Origin of the sequence: Bradyrhizobium sacchari (assembly GCF_002068095.1) — a bacterium.
Taxonomy (GTDB): domain Bacteria; phylum Pseudomonadota; class Alphaproteobacteria; order Rhizobiales; family Xanthobacteraceae; genus Bradyrhizobium; species Bradyrhizobium sacchari.
Genome location: NZ_LWIG01000023.1, coordinates 1 through 16425 on the forward strand (window position 1 = coordinate 1; position 16425 = coordinate 16425).

Annotated in this window: 15 protein-coding genes and 1 other RNA gene; 7 read left to right on the forward strand and 9 right to left on the reverse strand. The window is 65.7% G+C overall.

Annotated elements, in window-relative coordinates; all coding sequences use genetic code 11:
* Nucleotides 1-5 precede the first annotated feature (5 nt).
* The 4 genes from A5906_RS23615 to A5906_RS23630 all read left to right on the forward strand — a co-directional run bounded on the left by A5906_RS23615 (nucleotide 6) and on the right by A5906_RS23630 (nucleotide 6279).
* Nucleotides 6-1319 carry a UDP-glucose dehydrogenase family protein gene (locus A5906_RS23615; protein WP_080137715.1) on the forward strand — a complete coding sequence of 438 codons (1314 nt, stop codon included), beginning with the start codon at nucleotides 6-8 and terminating at the stop codon, nucleotides 1317-1319.
* Between the two features lie 137 nt (nucleotides 1320-1456).
* Nucleotides 1457-3934 carry an ATP-dependent helicase HrpB gene (gene hrpB / locus A5906_RS23620; RefSeq protein ID WP_080137701.1) on the forward strand — a complete coding sequence of 826 codons (2478 nt, stop codon included), beginning with the start codon at nucleotides 1457-1459 and terminating at the stop codon, nucleotides 3932-3934.
* A 127-nt stretch (nucleotides 3935-4061) separates the two neighbouring features.
* Entirely contained in the window at nucleotides 4062-4574 is a 513-nt protein-coding gene (locus A5906_RS23625) for a TIGR02281 family clan AA aspartic protease (RefSeq protein WP_080137702.1), read from the forward strand.
* 205 nt (nucleotides 4575-4779) lie between these two features.
* Entirely contained in the window at nucleotides 4780-6279 is a 1500-nt protein-coding gene (locus A5906_RS23630; RefSeq protein ID WP_080137703.1) for a phosphomannomutase/phosphoglucomutase, read from the forward strand.
* Nucleotides 6280-6466: 187 nt separating this feature from the next.
* Here A5906_RS23630 and A5906_RS23635 read toward each other — a convergent pair whose 3' ends face one another.
* From A5906_RS23635 to A5906_RS23675, 9 genes are all read right to left on the reverse strand, one after another.
* Nucleotides 6467-6976 (reverse strand): Lrp/AsnC family transcriptional regulator, encoded by a 510-nt coding sequence (locus A5906_RS23635; RefSeq protein WP_080137704.1) that lies wholly within the window; start codon nucleotides 6974-6976, stop codon nucleotides 6467-6469.
* A 97-nt stretch (nucleotides 6977-7073) separates the two neighbouring features.
* On the reverse strand, nucleotides 7074-7997 hold the full coding sequence (locus A5906_RS23640; RefSeq protein WP_080137705.1) for a sugar kinase: 924 nt from the start codon (nucleotides 7995-7997) through the stop codon (nucleotides 7074-7076).
* 6 nt (nucleotides 7998-8003) lie between these two features.
* The gene (gene nudC / locus A5906_RS23645) at nucleotides 8004-8942 is read right to left on the reverse strand and encodes an NAD(+) diphosphatase (protein WP_080137706.1); all 939 of its coding nucleotides are present in this window, start codon (nucleotides 8940-8942) and stop codon (nucleotides 8004-8006) included.
* A 10-nt stretch (nucleotides 8943-8952) separates the two neighbouring features.
* Nucleotides 8953-9372 (reverse strand): HIT domain-containing protein, encoded by a 420-nt coding sequence (locus A5906_RS23650; RefSeq protein ID WP_080137707.1) that lies wholly within the window; start codon nucleotides 9370-9372, stop codon nucleotides 8953-8955.
* 278 nt (nucleotides 9373-9650) lie between these two features.
* On the reverse strand, nucleotides 9651-10778 hold the full coding sequence (locus A5906_RS23655; protein WP_080137708.1) for a muconate cycloisomerase family protein: 1128 nt from the start codon (nucleotides 10776-10778) through the stop codon (nucleotides 9651-9653).
* Complete coding sequence (locus A5906_RS23660; protein WP_080137709.1) at nucleotides 10775-11530, reverse strand: SDR family NAD(P)-dependent oxidoreductase; 756 nt, start codon at nucleotides 11528-11530, stop codon at nucleotides 10775-10777. Before A5906_RS23660 ends, A5906_RS23655 begins: the two co-directional genes overlap by 4 nt.
* Nucleotides 11530-12324: an amino acid ABC transporter ATP-binding protein gene (locus A5906_RS23665; RefSeq protein ID WP_080137710.1), complete on the reverse strand. Its 795-nt coding sequence runs from the start codon at nucleotides 12322-12324 to the stop codon at nucleotides 11530-11532. Before A5906_RS23665 ends, A5906_RS23660 begins: the two co-directional genes overlap by 1 nt.
* On the reverse strand, nucleotides 12321-12983 hold the full coding sequence (locus A5906_RS23670; protein WP_018643450.1) for an amino acid ABC transporter permease: 663 nt from the start codon (nucleotides 12981-12983) through the stop codon (nucleotides 12321-12323). Before A5906_RS23670 ends, A5906_RS23665 begins: the two co-directional genes overlap by 4 nt.
* 118 nt (nucleotides 12984-13101) lie before the next feature.
* Nucleotides 13102-13947, reverse strand: coding sequence for a transporter substrate-binding domain-containing protein (locus A5906_RS23675; RefSeq protein ID WP_080137711.1), 846 nt, complete (start codon nucleotides 13945-13947; stop codon nucleotides 13102-13104).
* 183 nt (nucleotides 13948-14130) lie between these two features.
* Between A5906_RS23675 and ffs the strand changes: the two genes are divergently transcribed.
* The 3 genes from ffs to A5906_RS23690 form a co-directional block, all read left to right on the forward strand.
* Nucleotides 14131-14228, forward strand: an RNA gene (gene ffs / locus A5906_RS23680) — signal recognition particle sRNA small type.
* A 94-nt stretch (nucleotides 14229-14322) separates the two neighbouring features.
* Nucleotides 14323-16161 (forward strand): DNA polymerase III subunit gamma/tau, encoded by a 1839-nt coding sequence (locus A5906_RS23685; RefSeq protein WP_080137712.1) that lies wholly within the window; start codon nucleotides 14323-14325, stop codon nucleotides 16159-16161.
* Nucleotides 16162-16187: 26 nt separating this feature from the next.
* The coding region (locus A5906_RS23690) for a YbaB/EbfC family nucleoid-associated protein (RefSeq protein WP_080137713.1) at nucleotides 16188-16425 on the forward strand (238 nt) is incomplete at its 3' end.

Sequence of the window (16425 nt, forward strand, 5' to 3'; positions counted from 1 at the left end):
TTTTCATGCGCATCGCGATGATCGGAACGGGCTATGTGGGACTGGTGTCCGGGGCCTGCTTTGCGGATTTCGGTCACGACGTCACCTGCGTCGACAAGGACGAGAAGAAGATCGCGGCCTTGCACCGCGGCGAGATTCCGATCTACGAGCCCGGCCTCGACGAGCTGGTCGCAACCAACGTCAAGGCCAAGCGGCTCGACTTCACCACGGACCTGTCCAAGCCGGTGGCGGACGCCGACGCCGTGTTCATCGCGGTCGGCACGCCCTCGCGCCGCGGTGATGGTCACGCCGATCTGTCCTACGTCTACGCCGCCGCGAAGGAGATCGCGCAGTCGCTGTCCGGCTTCACCGTCGTGGTGACCAAGTCCACCGTGCCGGTCGGCACGGGCGACGAGGTCGAACGCATCATCCGCGAGGCTAACCCTGCGGCCGACGTCGTCGTCGCCTCCAACCCCGAATTCCTGCGCGAGGGCGCGGCGATCCGCGACTTCAAGTTCCCCGACCGCGTTGTCGTCGGCACCTCCGACGAGCGCGGCCGCAAGGTGATGGGCGACATCTATCGCCCGCTGTCGCTGAACCAGGCGCCGCTGATGTTCACCGCGCGCCGCACCGCGGAGATGATCAAATACGCCGCCAACGCCTTCCTGGCGACCAAGATCACCTTCATCAACGAGATCGCCGATCTCTCCGAAAAGGTCGGCGCCAACGTGCAGGAGGTCGCGCGCGGCATCGGCCTCGACAACCGCATCGGCACCAAGTTCCTGCATGCCGGCCCCGGCTTCGGCGGCTCGTGCTTCCCGAAGGACACCAAGGCGCTGATCAAGATCGCGCAGGACTATGACGTGTCCTTGCGCATCGTCGAGTCGGTCCTTGCCGTCAACGAGAACCGCAAGCGCGCGATGGCGCGCAAAGTCAGCCATGCGCTCGGCGGCTCCTTGCGCGGCAAGACCATCGCCGTGCTCGGTCTCACCTTCAAGCCCGACACCGACGACATGCGCGATGCGCCGTCGATCCCGCTGGTCACCGGGCTGATCGACATGGGTGCGAAGGTCAAAGCTTTCGATCCCGTCGGCATGGAGCAGGCGAAGGGTGAGCTGCCCACCATCACCTATTGCGAGGACGCCTATTCCTGCGCGCAAGGCGCCGACGCGCTGGTCATCGTCACCGAATGGGTCCAGTTCCGCGCGCTCGATCTCGACCGGCTCAAGGCAACCATGGCCCAACCGGTCGTCGTCGATCTCCGCAACATCTACCGCCCCGAAGAGATGGCGGCCGCCGGCTTCACCTATGAGAGCGTCGGGCGCTCGTCGCAGGGCTGATCGTTACACATGATTGTCATACCCCGCGAAGGCGGGGTATCCAGTACACACAGATCTTCGGAATGGCCGGGATCTGAATTGACTGGATCGTCCACCTCGTGCAGTTGCGCGCAAGGTGGCGATGACGGACTGAGACTTTGCCCCGTAGCTTCGACACACCCCTGCCGATCGATGCCGTGCTCGAGGATCTCTCGCGCACGCTGGATCAGCATAATGCGGCCGTGCTGGTGGCGCCTCCCGGCGCCGGCAAGACGACACGCGTGCCGCTGGCATTGCTCGATGCCCGCTGGGCGAAGGGCAAGAAGATCATTGTGCTGGAGCCGCGCCGCATCGCCGCGCGGGCGAGCGCCGACCGCATGGCCAAGTCGCTGGGCGAGCGCGCCGGAGAGACCGTCGGCTACCGCGTCCGCTTCGGCTCGAAAATTTCGCGCGCGACACGCATCGAGGTCGTGACCGAAGGCATCTTTACCCGGCAGATCCTCGACGATCCCGAGTTGTCAGGCGTTGCCGCGATCTTGTTCGACGAATTCCACGAGCGTTCGCTTGATGCCGACATGGGCCTTGCGCTCGCGCGCGATGCGCAGACAGGCCTGCGCGAGGATCTGCGTATCCTCGTGATGTCCGCCACGCTCGACGGCGCGCGCGTCGCAAAGCTGCTCGGCGATGCCCCAGTCGTCGAGAGCGAGGGCCGCGCCTTTCCGGTCGAGACGCGCTATCTCGGCCGCAAGACGGATGCGCCAATCGAGCGGCAGATGGCCGATGCCATCGCATCTGCGCTCCGCGCCGACAGCGGCTCGGTGCTGGCATTCCTGCCGGGCGCCGCCGAGATCCGCCGCACTCAGAATTTCCTTTCCGAGCGCGTGCAGGACGCCAGCATCGAGATCGTTCCGCTGTTCGGCGCGCTCGATGCCGCCGTGCAGGATCGCGCCATCGCACCGGCGCCGAAGGGCACGCGAAAGGTGGTGCTGGCGACCTCGATCGCGGAGACCTCGCTCACCATCGAAGGCGTGCGCATCGTGGTCGATTCCGGTCTCGCCCGCGTGCCGCGCTATGAGCCTGATATCGGCTTGACGCGGCTCGAAACCGTGCGCGCCGCGCGTGCGGCGGTAGACCAGCGCCGCGGCCGCGCCGGCCGCACCGAGCCCGGAATCTGCTACCGGCTCTGGGACGAGCCGCAAACGGCCTCGCTCGCGCCCTACACCCAGCCGGAAATCTTGAGCGCCGATCTATCCTCGCTGGTGCTCGATCTCGCGCAATGGGGCGTCACCGACCCCGCCGCGCTGTCGTTCCTCGATCCGCCGCCGCAGCCGGCCTGGAAGGAAGCCAAGAGCCTGCTCTCCGAGCTCAATGCGCTCGACGGCGACGGCCGCATCACCGCGGAGGGCAAGAGCCTGCGCGCACTGGCGCTGCCGCCGCGGCTGGCGCGCATGATCGTGGATTCGCATCGCGCGGGCAGCGGCGAGGCCGCTGCCGAGATCGCTGCGATCATCACCGAGCGCGGGCTTGGCGGCGACAGCGTCGACCTCGAGCATCGCCGCGACCAGTTCCGCCGCGACCGTTCACCGCGCGCCGCGAGCGCGCGCGAACTGGCGCGACGCTGGGCCTCGCAGGTCGCGGCGTCGGAGAAGGCCGGGCAGCGGGATGATGATCTCTCCACCGGCCTGATGCTGGCCTATGCCTTCCCGGACCGCGTCGCCCGCAATCGCGGCAATGGCAGTTTCGTGCTCGCCAATGGCCGTGGCGCCGCTGTCGAGCAGACCTCCTCGCTCGCGCGCGCGCCCTACATCGCGATCGGCGAGATGACGGGAACGGCGGCGAGCGGACGCATTCTGCTCGCGGCGCAAATCACCCAGGACGAGATCGAGCTTCATTTTGCCGAGCATATCGAGAGTGCCGACGAGGTCTCGTTCGATCGAGGCGCGATGGCGTTGCGTGCGCGACGCAGGCGCGCGCTGCACGCGATCACGCTCTCCGAGGCGACGCTTGCCGTGTCGCCTTCGGAAGACACCGCGCGCATCTTTGCGGACGGCCTGATCGCAGCAGGTCTCGATCGGCTGCCCTGGTCGAAGGCCGCAAAACAGTGGCGCGACCGCGTCATGTTCCTGCGCAAGGCCGAGGGCGACAGCTGGCCGGATCTGTCCGACGACGGCCTGATCGCGCGGCGCGATGATTGGCTGGTGCCGGCGCTCTACGACAAGATCGCTCTGAAAGACATCTCCGCCGGCGATCTCTCCGATGCGCTGATGGCGCTGCTGCCCTGGGAGATGCGCGCGCGGCTCGACCGCGAGGCGCCGACGCATTTCGAGGCGCCGACGGGAAGCGTGCTCGCGATCGATTACGAGGCCGAGCAGGGCCCGACCATCGCTGTGCGGCTGCAGGAATTGTTCGGTCTCAATACCCATCCCTCGATCGCGGCCGGCAAGGTGCCCCTGGTGCTGGAATTGCTGTCGCCGGCACAGCGCCCGGTGCAGGTGACGCGCGATCTTCCCGGCTTCTGGCGCGGCAGCTACGCCGCTGTGCGCTCCGACCTGCGCGGGCGCTATCCGCGTCATCCCTGGCCGGACGATCCCGCGACCGCACTGCCGACCCGGCGGGCGAAACCGCGCGGGACGTGAGTTTTGTAGGCCACATTAACCGTCCGCTCATCCTTTTCGCCAAAATGGCGAAGCTCTGGCCACCGCGTTGCTCGCGGGCGGACGGGTTGCGTGGTGAAATCGGGCGTTCCGGCTCGGAAGTGGTGTGATGCGTAACATTATGATCTTCGCGGCCATCATGATCGGCCTCGGCACCTTCATGGCGCAGATGGCGGACAGGATGAGCTCGGCGTCCGCCACGTCTGCGCCGCGCACGACGGTTGCTGTTGCCGCCGCAGCGCCGGCCGGAGGCCGCAGCCTCGCGATTTCCCGCGACGGCCGCGGACATTTCCAGACCGAGGGGCGGATCGACGGTCAGCGCATCGGCTTCATGGTCGATACCGGCGCCTCCGTCGTCGCGCTGAACGAGACCTCGGCTGCGCGCTTCGGGCTGCGTCCCTCGCGCGGCGAATACAACGCCACCGTCTCCACCGCCAACGGCACCATCAAGGCCGCCCGCACCCGCATCGCCATGCTCGATGTCGGCGGCCTCATCGTGCGCGATGTCGATGCCATGGTGCTGCCCGACGAGGCGCTGTCCGAAAACCTGCTCGGCCTGTCCTTCCTGTCCCGCCTCAAGCGCTTCGAATACGCCAACGGCCAGATGGTGCTGGAGCAGTAGGCGCGTGACGCGCTCCGTGGCGAGCCGACGAACGGCATTCGCGCGAACTTTTGGACGGAACGGGCAGAAGTCCCGCGCAAGATCGCGTGTCCCCGTTACCAAACTGCCGCAATTATCGGCCATAAGCCTTCATTCCCGCCTTCCGCTGCGGCCTCGCATTCGCTAAGGCTGCATCAATTCCTGTCCTTTTCACGAGACCGTCTCAATGTTTCCCAAGCCGAAACCCGTCTTGCTGCCCAACACCTACGCCTTCGAATCCGAGCCGATGGTGAAGCCCACCGGCTTTCGCGAATACGACGCGCGCTGGTTGTTCCAGAAGGAAATCAACCTCATGGGCGTGCAGGCGCTCGGTATGGGCCTGGGCGCGCTGATCGCAGAACTCGGCGTCAAGCAGGAAATCGTCACCGGTCATGATTTCCGCGGCTATTCGGCCTCGATCAAATACGCGCTGATCTCCGGCCTGATGGCGGCGGGCTGCAAGGTGCATGACATCGGCCTTGCGGTGACGCCGATGGCCTATTTCGCGCAATTCGATCTCGACGTCCCCTGCGTCGCCATGGTCACGGCCTCGCACAACGACAATGGCTGGACCGGCGTGAAGATGGGCGCCAACCGTCCGCTCACCTTCGGCCCCGACGAGATGACGCGGCTGAAGGAGATCGTCCTCAATGCCGAGTTCAAGAACAAGGCCGGCGGCGCCTACCAGTTCCACGAGAACTACCCGGCGCGATACATCGCCGATCTCACCTCTCGTCCGAAGCTGACGCGCAAGCTCAAGGTCGTCGCTGCCTGCGGCAACGGCACCGCTGGCGCGTTCGCGCCGCAAGTGCTGGAGGCGATCGGCTGCGAGGTGATCCCGCTCGACACCGAGCTCGACCACACCTTCCCGAAATACAATCCGAATCCCGAAGACATGGAGATGCTGCACGCGATCCGCGACGCGGTGCTGCATCACAAGGCCGACGTCGGCCTAGGCTTCGACGGCGACGGCGACCGTTGCGGCGTCGTCGACAACACCGGCGAGGAGATCTTCGCCGACAAGGTCGGCGTGATGCTGGCACGCGACATGTCGGCGATCCACAAGGACGCGCAGTTCATCGTCGACGTGAAATCGACCGGCCTCTTCATTACCGATCCCGTGCTGCAGAAGCAGGGTGCCAGGACTGCCTACTGGAAGACCGGCCATTCCTACATGAAGCGGCGCACCAACGAGACCGGCGCGCTTGCCGGCTTCGAGAAGTCGGGCCACTTCTTCTTCAACAAGCCCTATGGCCGCGGCTATGACGACGGCCTGGTGTCGGCGATCGCGATCTGCGACATGCTCGACCGCGCGCCCGGCAAGTCGATGGCTGATTTGAAGAACGCGCTGCCAAAAACCTGGTCGTCGCCGACCATGTCGCCGCATTGCGCCGACGAGGTCAAATACGGCGTCATCGACAAGGTCGTGAAGCATTTCGAGGGCCTGCAGGCCAAGGGCACCAAGATCGGCGGCCAGTCGATCCGCGATCTCGTGACCGTCAACGGCGTCCGCGTCACCGTCGAGGACGGCAGCTGGGGCCTGGTGCGCGCGTCCTCCAACAAGCCCGAGCTCGTCGTCGTGGTCGAGAGCCCGGTCTCCGAGCGGCGCATGCATGACATGTTCGAGATGGTGAACAGCGTGCTGCGTACGCATCCCGAAGTCGGCGAGTACAATCAGACGATTTGATTTAGGCCGAGCTATCGCTCCGGCGTCGGTCCACCCCCTGCCCCGTTCTTACGGGGAGGGGGTTGGGGTGAGGGGCTTCCCTCCGCGCATGAGCTGGTCGAAGGACCTGTACCCCCTCACCCGAATTCGATCTGCGATCGAATTCGACCTCTCCCCGCAAGCGGGGAGAGGTTGGCACAAGTGAAAGCTAAGCCGCCACCACCGCCGGAATCGGCAGCGCCGTCACCGACTTGATCTTCTCCATCGCAAAGCGCGAGGTGACGTTCTTCAGCGGTACGGCGCTGATCAGCTTCTTGTAGAAGATGTCATAGGCATGCATGTCCGCGACCACGACGCGCAGCATGTAGTCGACGTCGCCGGCCATGCGATAAAACTCCATCACCTCCGGCATGGCGCTGACCGCTTCGGCGAATCGTTTCAGCCAGGCATCGGAGTGATCGGCGCTCTCGACCGACACGAACACGGAGATGCCGAGCCCGATCTTGTTCTGGTCGACGAGCGCGACCCGCTTGAGGATCACGCCGTCGGCCTCGAGGCGCTGGATGCGCTTCCAGCAGGGGGTCGAGGACAGACCGACGCGGTCGCCGATCTCGGCCACGGAGAGGGAGGCATCTTCCTGGAGTACCATCAGAATCTTGCGGTCGATGGCGTCGAGGCGGCGGCTGGTCTCGGGGATCTGGACAGCAGCATCAGTCATTTGAAGAACTTTGTTCCATTTCAGGGGTGTATTTCCCTGATATAGAGAAAATCTTTCCACGGCAAGCCCATATTCTCGGCGCGGCCGTGGAAATGCTCTAGGACCTTCCGAGCAAAAGTTCTTCAACTTCAAGGCGTTGCGGGGCGGCCAGGCCGCCGCCATGGCGCGTGCATTTCAGCGCTGCGGCGGCCGCGGCGAATCGCAGCGCCTCCCGCACCCCCTCACCCTCGGCGAGGCGAAGGGTGAAGGCGCCGTGGAAGACGTCGCCGGCGCCGAGCGTATCGACCGCCTGGACCGGGAAGGCCGGCGTCTCCGCCAGCGCGGCTGTTTCGTCGAGCCAGATCGTGCCATCGGGACCGCGGGTGGCGGCGAGGAAGGCCGGCGTCAGGACGGAGAGATGCTTCAGTGCATCGCCGTCGTCGGCAATGCCAGCGGTCTCCTGCACCTGCTCGCTCGAGAACACCAGGTGCGAGGCGGCGGTGAGCAGCCCATCCTGCAACGACATCGCGCGGTCGACGCCGACGATGACGGGAATGCCGCGCCGGCGCGCCTCGGTGCAGAGGTCCACGCAGAACGCTGCACAGCGGCTCTCGACCAGAACCGCCCGGCAATCGACGAGCAGCTTGTCGGCGCCCGGCAGCTTCACCGTCCACAGCGCGGGATCGCGATAGATCGTCAGCGTCCGTTCGCCTGTCGCATCGATGATGATCGCAGAGACGGGCGTGGTCGCGCCCGGGATACGCAGGATATGGTCGGTCTCGATCCCCTCAGCGGCCATCCGCTCAAGAATGAAGCCGCTCGATGTTTCGCCGGCATCGCCCATCGGCCCCGCGAACGAAACGCGGCCGCCAAGCCGCGCGATGGCGATGGCGGCATTGAGCGCATTGCCGCCGCAGATCTCGGCGAGATGCGTGGCATTGGCCTTGCTGCCGCGCGCGGGCACGGCCTCGACGCGAAAGGTGAGATCGCGCACGGGAATGCCGATGCAGAGGATGCGCGGCGCGATCATAGATGGCGCCATCGGCGGTCAGCTCTTGTCGTGCACCCAGCGGCCGAGAAGGTGATGCGCGATCGCAAACGGGTGCGGGCCGGCGAGCCCGTCCGGATGCGTCCGCGTCAGCATCAGGGCCGCCTCCTCGCGCGTGAACCAGCGTGCGTCTTCCAGCTCGGAATGGTCGACGACGATGTCCTCGCTCACGGCCCGCGCGCTGCAGCCGATCATCAGCGACGACGGATAGGGCCAGGGCTGCGTCATGTAGTATTGCACGTCGGTGCAACGGATGCCGGATTCTTCGAGGATCTCGCGGCGCACCGCGTCTTCGATGGTTTCGGCCGCCTCGACGAAGCCCGCGAGGCAGGAATACATGCCGGGCGGGAAGTGCTTCTGGCGGCCGAGCAGGCATTTCTCGCCCGAGGCGACGTGCATGATCACGACAGGGTCGGTGCGCGGAAAATGCTCGGCCTTGCAGGTAGGGCATTCGCGCTTCCAGCCGCCTTCCTTCATCGCGCTGCGCGCGCCGCAATTGGCGCAATAGCCGTGGCGTTGATGCCAGCCCACCATCGACTTCGCCATTGCGATCGCCGAGAGCTCTTCAGGGGGGATCGCGCCCTGCATCGCCATGCCGCGCAGCTCGGTGACGGTGTAGTCCTCGCGGCCGACCAGTTTCTCGGCGGCGGCCTGCGGCATGCCCATGCCGAACATGGCCGCGCCGTCGCGCAGGCCCAGAAAGATCGTGCCGGGATTGGCGCCGCATTTCAGCGCCTCGTCGATCGAGAGCAGCGCGCGGACCTTGTCGCCCTCGCGCTTCACCAGCAGCGAGTCGCGATAGACCACATAGGCGCGCGAGGACGGTTTCTGCTCCAGCGCGAACAGTTTTTCGTCGTCGCGGCGCAGATGCGCGGCACGATCGAGCACGTTGGTGACGAAGGCCGGCTGCCCCAGCGGAAATGCGTCGAATGCTGACATTGCGATTCTTTCAACCCAACCAGATTTTTCGGCGAAGCGCGCTGATGAAATTCTGAACTTCAGTGGCATCATGCGCCAAGGGCGGCATCACGCCCCACACCGGACGCGGCCAGGCCGCGTCACTGGTGCGGCGCGCGATGATGTGGACGTGAAGCTGCGGCACGAGGTTGCCGAGCGCGGCGATATTGAGCTTGTCGCATTTGGTGATCTCCTTCAGCGCGCGCGAGACGCGGGAGATCTCGGTCATCAGCTGCGCCTGCTGCACCTCGTCGAGATCGATGATCTCGACCGCGTCCACCCGCCGCGGCACCAGCAGCAGCCAGGGATAATGCGCGTCCTTGATGACCAGCACTTTCGACAGCGGCAGATCGCCGATGTCGATGGTGTCCTCTTTCAGGCGGGAGTGCAGCGACCAGGCGGGTTCGGGCATATGCGTTTCCGGATGGCCCGATGGGGAACGGGCTGTTGGGTGCGACCATACGATAGGGAGTTGGGGAGGGGAAGGTTGGGGCTCCGCTCTAGCTGCATACACGGTCGTCGCTTTCTTCTCCCTCTCCCCGTTCTTACGGGGAGAGGAGTGGAGTGAGGGGCTCTCTCCACACGTGAGATCGTCGAGGGACCTGTACCCCCTCACCCGGAATTCAAACTTCGTTTGAATTCCGACCTCTCCCCGCGAGCGGGGGAGAGGTGAGGCTCAGCTCGCAATCCTTACCCCTCCGCCAGCACCCGCGCATTGGCGCGCACCGAGGCTTCGCTGACTCGGATGCCGAGGCCGGGGCCGTCGGGCACCACGACGTGGCCGGCGCGGTTGGCGACGCGCTCTTCCAGTACGTCCTCGGTCAGCACGTGGTGCGGCATGTAGAATTCGCAACCGAGCGAGATGCCTGATGTGGCCGCGATCAGCTGCGTGCCGGCGGCAAGCCCGATGCCGCCTTCCCACAGCGTGCCGCCATAGCCGGGCAGGCCGGCGATGTCGGCGATCGTCATGATCGACTGCGCCTCGAATAGGCCGCCGGCCTTCATCAGCTTGATCGAGACGGCGTCGGCTGCCTCGCGGCGCACCACCTCCATCATGTCGCGGCGGTCAAAGCAGCTCTCATCCGCGAGCACGGGCGTCTCCAGCGCGGCGGTGAGCTGCGCCATGACGTCGAGATATTTGCGCGGCACCGGCTGCTCGATGAAGGTCGGCGCGAACTGTTCGACATCGCGCAGGATCTTGATGGCTCCGAACGGCGCCAGCGCCTGGTTGTAGTCGACGCGTAGATCGACCTTGTCGCCGAACTCCTTGCGGATCGCCTCGAGGTGATCGAGGTCCTCGCGATGCGGCTTTACCCCGGTCTTGACCTTGTAGATGACGTTGCCGTCCGGAACCATCTTCCGCATGCGCTCGAGATCGGCGGAAAAATCCGGATCGGCGATCGAGAAGGAGAGGGGAATCGTGTCGCGCACCCGGCCGCCGAGGAGATCGGCGACCGACAGGCCCGACGACTTGCCGACGATGTCGAGCATCGCCATCTCGATTCCGACCTTGGCCTCGGCATGCCCGACCAGCGCGCGCTCGAGCTCGGCCATCAGCGCGCGGATGCGGCGGACGGGTTTGCCGAGCACGATCGGCCGCAAGTAGATGTCGAGCGCCGAGAACGCCGCTTCCGGCGTTCCCGTAAACACCTCCCACGGCGCCGCCTCGCCCCAGCCGACCACGCCGTCGCTGGAGGTGAGCTCGATCAGCACGCGTTTCACGGTGCCCTTGACGTTGCCGACGCCCTGAAGGCGCGCCATCTTGATCGGGCTCTCGATCAGGAACAGCCTGATGCGTGCGACGGTAGCTTCGGTCATGTCAGGCCTCCATCGACGTGCCAGACCTGGCCGGTGACGTAGGACGCCTTCGGTGACGCCAGGAAGGCGATGATTTCGGCGACTTCCTCCGGCCGTCCGCGACGGCGCATCGGGATCAGGGCTTCGGTTGCGGCAATCTGCTCAGGCGAGAGCCGGCTTTCGCTGGGCTTGTCCTTGACGATGAGGCCGGGTGACACCGCATTGACGGTGATGCCGTCTGTCGCAAGCTCCATCGCGGTGAGGCGCACCAGCGCTTCGAGCGCGGAGCGGCTCGCGGCGGTTGCGGCAAAGGGTGCGAATTCCGGACGGATCGCGTGCGCGACGAATGACGACACCGCAACGATCCGCGCATCGCGCCCCGCACGCAGCAGCGGCAGTGCGGCGTGAACGAGCCGGGTGAAGGCCAGCGCCGATTCATCCATGGCCTTGCGGAATTCATCCGCCGGCGTACCGATGGCGCTGCCGCGGCGGGCGTGGCCGCCGACGAGAACCAATCCATCGAGCCGCCCGAAGGCCGTTTGGGTCGCTGCGATAGCATCGCTTGCCGCCGCTTCCGCGGCGAGATCGCCGAGGCACTTTGCCACGACAGCGCCTTTCGCCTCGGTCTCTGCGGCGGTGGCGTCGAGACCTTCGGCGTTGGAGCGTGTGTGCAGCAGCAGTGCGGTGCCGGGGGCCGCGAGCAGCTTTGCGGAGGCGCGGCCGATGCCGCTGGCGGCACCGGTGACGAGATAGGCGCGATTGATATCAGACATCACAATGCCGGCGTGGCCGGCGGCAGCGCGCCGGTCCGGTGGAAATGGCTGAGGAAGGCGCGTGTCGCGGCTTCTTGCGGGCTGTCGATCACCTGCCGCGCCGGGCCTTCCTCGACGACGACGCCGTCGCGCATGAAGATGAGGCGGTCAGCGACCTCGCGCGCGAAGGCGATCTCGTGGGTGACGATCACCATTGTCATGCCTTCGGACGCGAGCCGCTGCATCACATTGAGCACCTCGCCGACGAGCTCGGGATCGAGCGCGGAGGTGGCCTCGTCGAACAGCATGACATCAGGCTCCATGGCGAGCGCGCGGGCGATCGCGACGCGCTGCTTCTGCCCGCCGGAGAGCGTCGCCGGATATTGGTCGGCCTTTTCCGCAAGGCCCACCTTGGCAAGCTGCGCCCGCGCAAGCTTCTCGGCGTCGGCCTTGGCCATGCGCCGCACCGTGACCGGTCCCTCCATCACGTTCTGAAGCGTCGTCATGTGCGGGAACAGATTAAAATGCTGGAACACCATGCCGGTGGTGGCGCGGAATTTTGCCAGTGCCTTCACGTCGGGGAGCCTGGTGTCTGCACCGAATGCAAAACGGGTATCACCGACGCGGACGCTGCCGCCGTCGGGCACGACCAGCAGATTGATGCAGCGGAGCAGCGTCGACTTGCCCGAGCCCGACGGTCCGATCAGCGCGACGACGCCGCCTTTCGCGACGTCGAGATTGATGTTCTTCAGGACCTCGTTGCTGCCGAAGCTCTTTCGCAAGGCCCGGATTTCGATCTTCGTTGTGTCGCTCATTCGCTGACCGCCAGTCGCTTCTCGCCGCGCCGGACGATGATGGTGAGCGGAATCAGGATCGCCGCATAGGCGACCGCGACCGCGGTGTAGGTTTCCAGCGGCCGGTAGCTGTCATGGGCGGCGACCTGGCTCTGGTAGACCAGATCAGGCACCGCCAGCACCGAGACCAGCGAGGTGTTCTTGAACTGGATGATCGACTGGTTCATCAGCGCGGGGATCATCCGCTTGATCGCCTGCGGCAGCACGATGCGCCGCATGCTTTGGCTGGGTGTCATGCCGAGCGCGGCGCCCGCTTCCGACTGGCCCTTGTCGATCGAGATGATGCCGCCACGAATGATCTCCGAGTAGAACGAGCCGCCATAGAGCGAGAGCGCCAGCGCCGAGGCGGTGATCGGCGTCATCTCGACGCCGGCGAGGATCGGCAGCGCGTAATAGAACCAGATCAGCTGCACCAGGATCGGCGTGCAGCGAAACGCCTCGATGAAGGCCAGCGCAGTCAGCCGCAGCGCCCTGAAGCGCGACAGGCTGCCGAACGCGCCGAACAGGCCGAAGACGAGCCCGAGCACCACGATGACCACGGTGAAGCCGACTGTGACGCCGAGCCCGTTGAGAAAGAGCCAGCGATAGCTCCAGAGGATGCCGAAGTCCCACTGATACATGCGTGTGTTAACTCGTCGTACGCCTCGCACTGTTATTCCGGGGCGCCCGAAGGGGGGGCCGGAATCTCGTCATTCCGGGTTCGATGCTGCGCATCGCCCCGGAATGACGGCGTTGCGCTTACAGCGAAACGCCCGGCGGAATGTCCGCCTCGGTCACGCCCACGAGCTCCATGTTCGTGATGATCGCGTTGCGGATGAAGCCGAGGCCCTTGTTGAAGTCGATCCAGGTGTTGACGTAGTCGCGGAAGGTCTTGTCGGTCTCGCGGCGGAAGCCGGCATTCGACGTCGTTGCGAAGATCGGCGTCGGCAGCACGAACTGGCCGAGCGAGGGGTTCTTCTTCAGCACGGTCAGCGACAGCATGGTGATCAGGCACTGCGCGTCGACACGGCCGGTCTGCAGCGCAGCGGTGGCGTCGTCCGCGGTCTTGAGGCGCGAGATCTGTGCCTTCGGCGTCAGGCGGCTGACGACCTGGTCGTGCGAGGAGCCCTGGTCGACCGCGATCTTGATGTCGGGCGAGTTCAATTCGGCCCAGCTCTTCGGCTTGAAGTCCTTCTTGCAGAGGATGCCGAAGGCGTTGTTGAAGACCGGCACCGAGAAGTCGACCACCAGCGCGCGCTTCGGGGTCGGGTTGAGGCCAAAGAAGATGTCGATCTTGTTGGACTGCAGGTCGAGCACCGAATTGCCCCAGGTGGTCTCGGTGATCTCGAGCTCGGCCTCCATGTCGTCGGCAAGCCCCTTCGCAATGTCGATGTAAAAGCCCTTCCACTGGCCGGTGGCGAGGTCCTTCATGTAGTAGGGCGCGCCGCCGCCGACCGCGCCGATCCGCATCTTCTTGGTCCGGCGGATGCGGGCGAAGGTCGATTCGTTCGGATCGGCGGTCTGGGCCACGGCTGGCGCGGCCAGCGCGGCCGCAGTCACGGCGCCAAGTCCGACAATCGATGCAACATCACGACGTGTAACCATTGGGATCAATCGCTTTTCTGGTTTGATGGAGTTCCGGCAGCGTTCTTAGCAAGGTGGTCCCGGCAGCGAAAGCACAGCCTATCGGCTGGGCAGACCGAAATTTGCCCGTGTGCTGGGCAAACTCAACCTGTTCAGGCCGATACCCGCTTGCTTTCCGTGACCTTTGGCCCCAAATAGGGACCGGGAGATTGGCGGTNNGACGAGCCACTCGCCAACCGGGTCAGGTCCGGAAGGAAGCAGCCCTAACGAGGTCCGGATCGGGTCGCTCGTCAGTCTCCTACCTGTTTTTCCGAGCGAATTGCGCCGGCGGGCTCCCCGCCAGCGCGCTCCTTTCCGCAAAAGCCGGCCGAGAGAGATTTCATTGCGGATCGACCGATGACCGACGCTGGCGCCCCTCCCAATCCTGACAGCGCCGGCCCGGCCGGCAACGCGCCTTACCGGGTGCTGGCGCGGAAATACCGCCCTTCCAGCTTCGACGATCTGATCGGCCAGGAGGCCGTGGTCCGTACCGTATCCAATGCGTTCGAGACCGGCCGCATTCCGCAGGCCTGGATCCTCACCGGCGTCCGCGGTGTCGGCAAGACCACCACTGCGCGCATCCTGGCCCGTGCGCTCAACTACGAGATGCCGGACGGCTCGGTGCAGGGCCCGACCATCCACATGCCGACCCTGGGCGTGCATTGCCAGGCGATCATGGAAAGCCGGCACATGGACGTGCTGGAGATGGACGCGGCCTCGCATACCGGTGTCGATGACGTCCGCCAGATCAATGACAGCGTGCGCTACGCGCCGGCCAGCGCCCGCTACAAGGTCTACATCATCGACGAAGTCCACATGCTGTCGACGGCGGCGTTCAACGCCTTCCTGAAGACACTGGAGGAACCGCCGGAGCACGCCAAATTCGTCTTCGCGACGACCGAGATCCGCAAGGTTCCCGTCACCGTGCTGTCGCGCTGCCAGCGTTTTGATCTGCGCCGCGTCGAGGCCGACGTGCTGATGAAGCACCTCGCCAACATCGCCGCGAAGGAAAGCGTCGAGATCGAGCCCGAGGCGCTCGGCATCATCGCCCGCGCCGCGGAAGGCTCGGTGCGTGATTCGCTGTCGCTGCTCGACCAGGCGATCGCGCATGCCGCGGGCCAGGTGAAGGCGGACGCCGTCAGGCAAATGCTCGGGCTTGCCGACCGCACCCGGGTCATCGACCTCTTCGATTCCCTGGCGCGCGGCGACATCGCGGCTGCCTTCAAGGAGTTCCGCGACCAGTACGATGTCGGCGCCGATCCGATCGTCGTGCTCTCGGATCTCGCTGAGTTCGTCAATTTCGTCACCCGCGTGAAGATCGTGCCGGCGACCGCCGACAACGTCGCCTATGGCGAGACCGAGCGTGTCCGCGCGAAGGATTTCGCCTCGAAGATCTCGATGCGGGTGCTGTCGCGGATGTGGCAGATGCTGCTCAAGGGCATCACCGAGGTGCAGGCCGCAACCCGGCCCGCGGCGGCCGCCGAGATGGTGCTGGTGCGCATTGCCTATGTCGCCGATCTGCCGACGCCGGACGAAGCGATCAGGATGCTGGAGCAGAATGGCGGCGGCTCGCAGGTCGTGAACGGCGGCGGTGCCGCGCGGAGCAGCGCGCCGGCCGCACCGATGGCCTCGGCGGCGCCGGTGGCGTCGGCCGCGCCCGTTCGGATGCCGACAGCGCCGACGGCGTTCGGCGGCGCGGCCCGTCCGCAGATGGCGGCGCCTGCGCCCGATCCGCAGGGCGCCGCGCCCCAGCTGCGCATCACCAGCTTCACCCAGCTTGTGGCGCTCGCGGGCCAGAAGCGCGACCTCATGACCAAGGGCGCGCTCGAGGGCGACATGCGCCTCGTCCGTTTCGAGGAGGGCCGGCTCGAGGTCGCGCTCGAGCCCAACGCCTCCAAGACCATGATCTCGGAGCTCGCGAAGAAATTCGAGCTGTGGACCGGCCGGCGCTGGACCGTGATCGTCTCGAACGAGCAGGGCCAGCCGACGCTGCGCTCGGTGAACCAGGCCGCCAAGCAGGAGCATGCCCGCACCGCCGAGGCCGACCCGAGGGTGCAGGAAGTGCTGTCGCGCTTTCCCGGTGCGAAGGTCGTCGAGGTCCGCAGGCTTGCCCCCGAGGCGCCGGAATCCAATATTAATGCGGACTATGGTAGTGACGATCCGCCCGAAGGTTCCGACGGCGACGACGATCTCTGAGCCATTCTTTCCAAGGACGAACACCGATGGCTGATTTTCTCGGCATGATGAAGCAGGCGGCGCAGCTGCAATCCAAGATGCAGGAGATGCAGGAGCAGCTCGCCAATGTGGAGGTCGAAGGCATCTCCGGCGGTGGTCTCGTCGCGGTGCGCATGACCGCCAAGATGGACGTCAAGGGCGTCAAGATCGATCCCTCGCTGATGAAACCGGAGGAGCGCGAGGTGCTGGAAGACCTGCTCGTCACCGCGCTTGGCGATGCCCGCC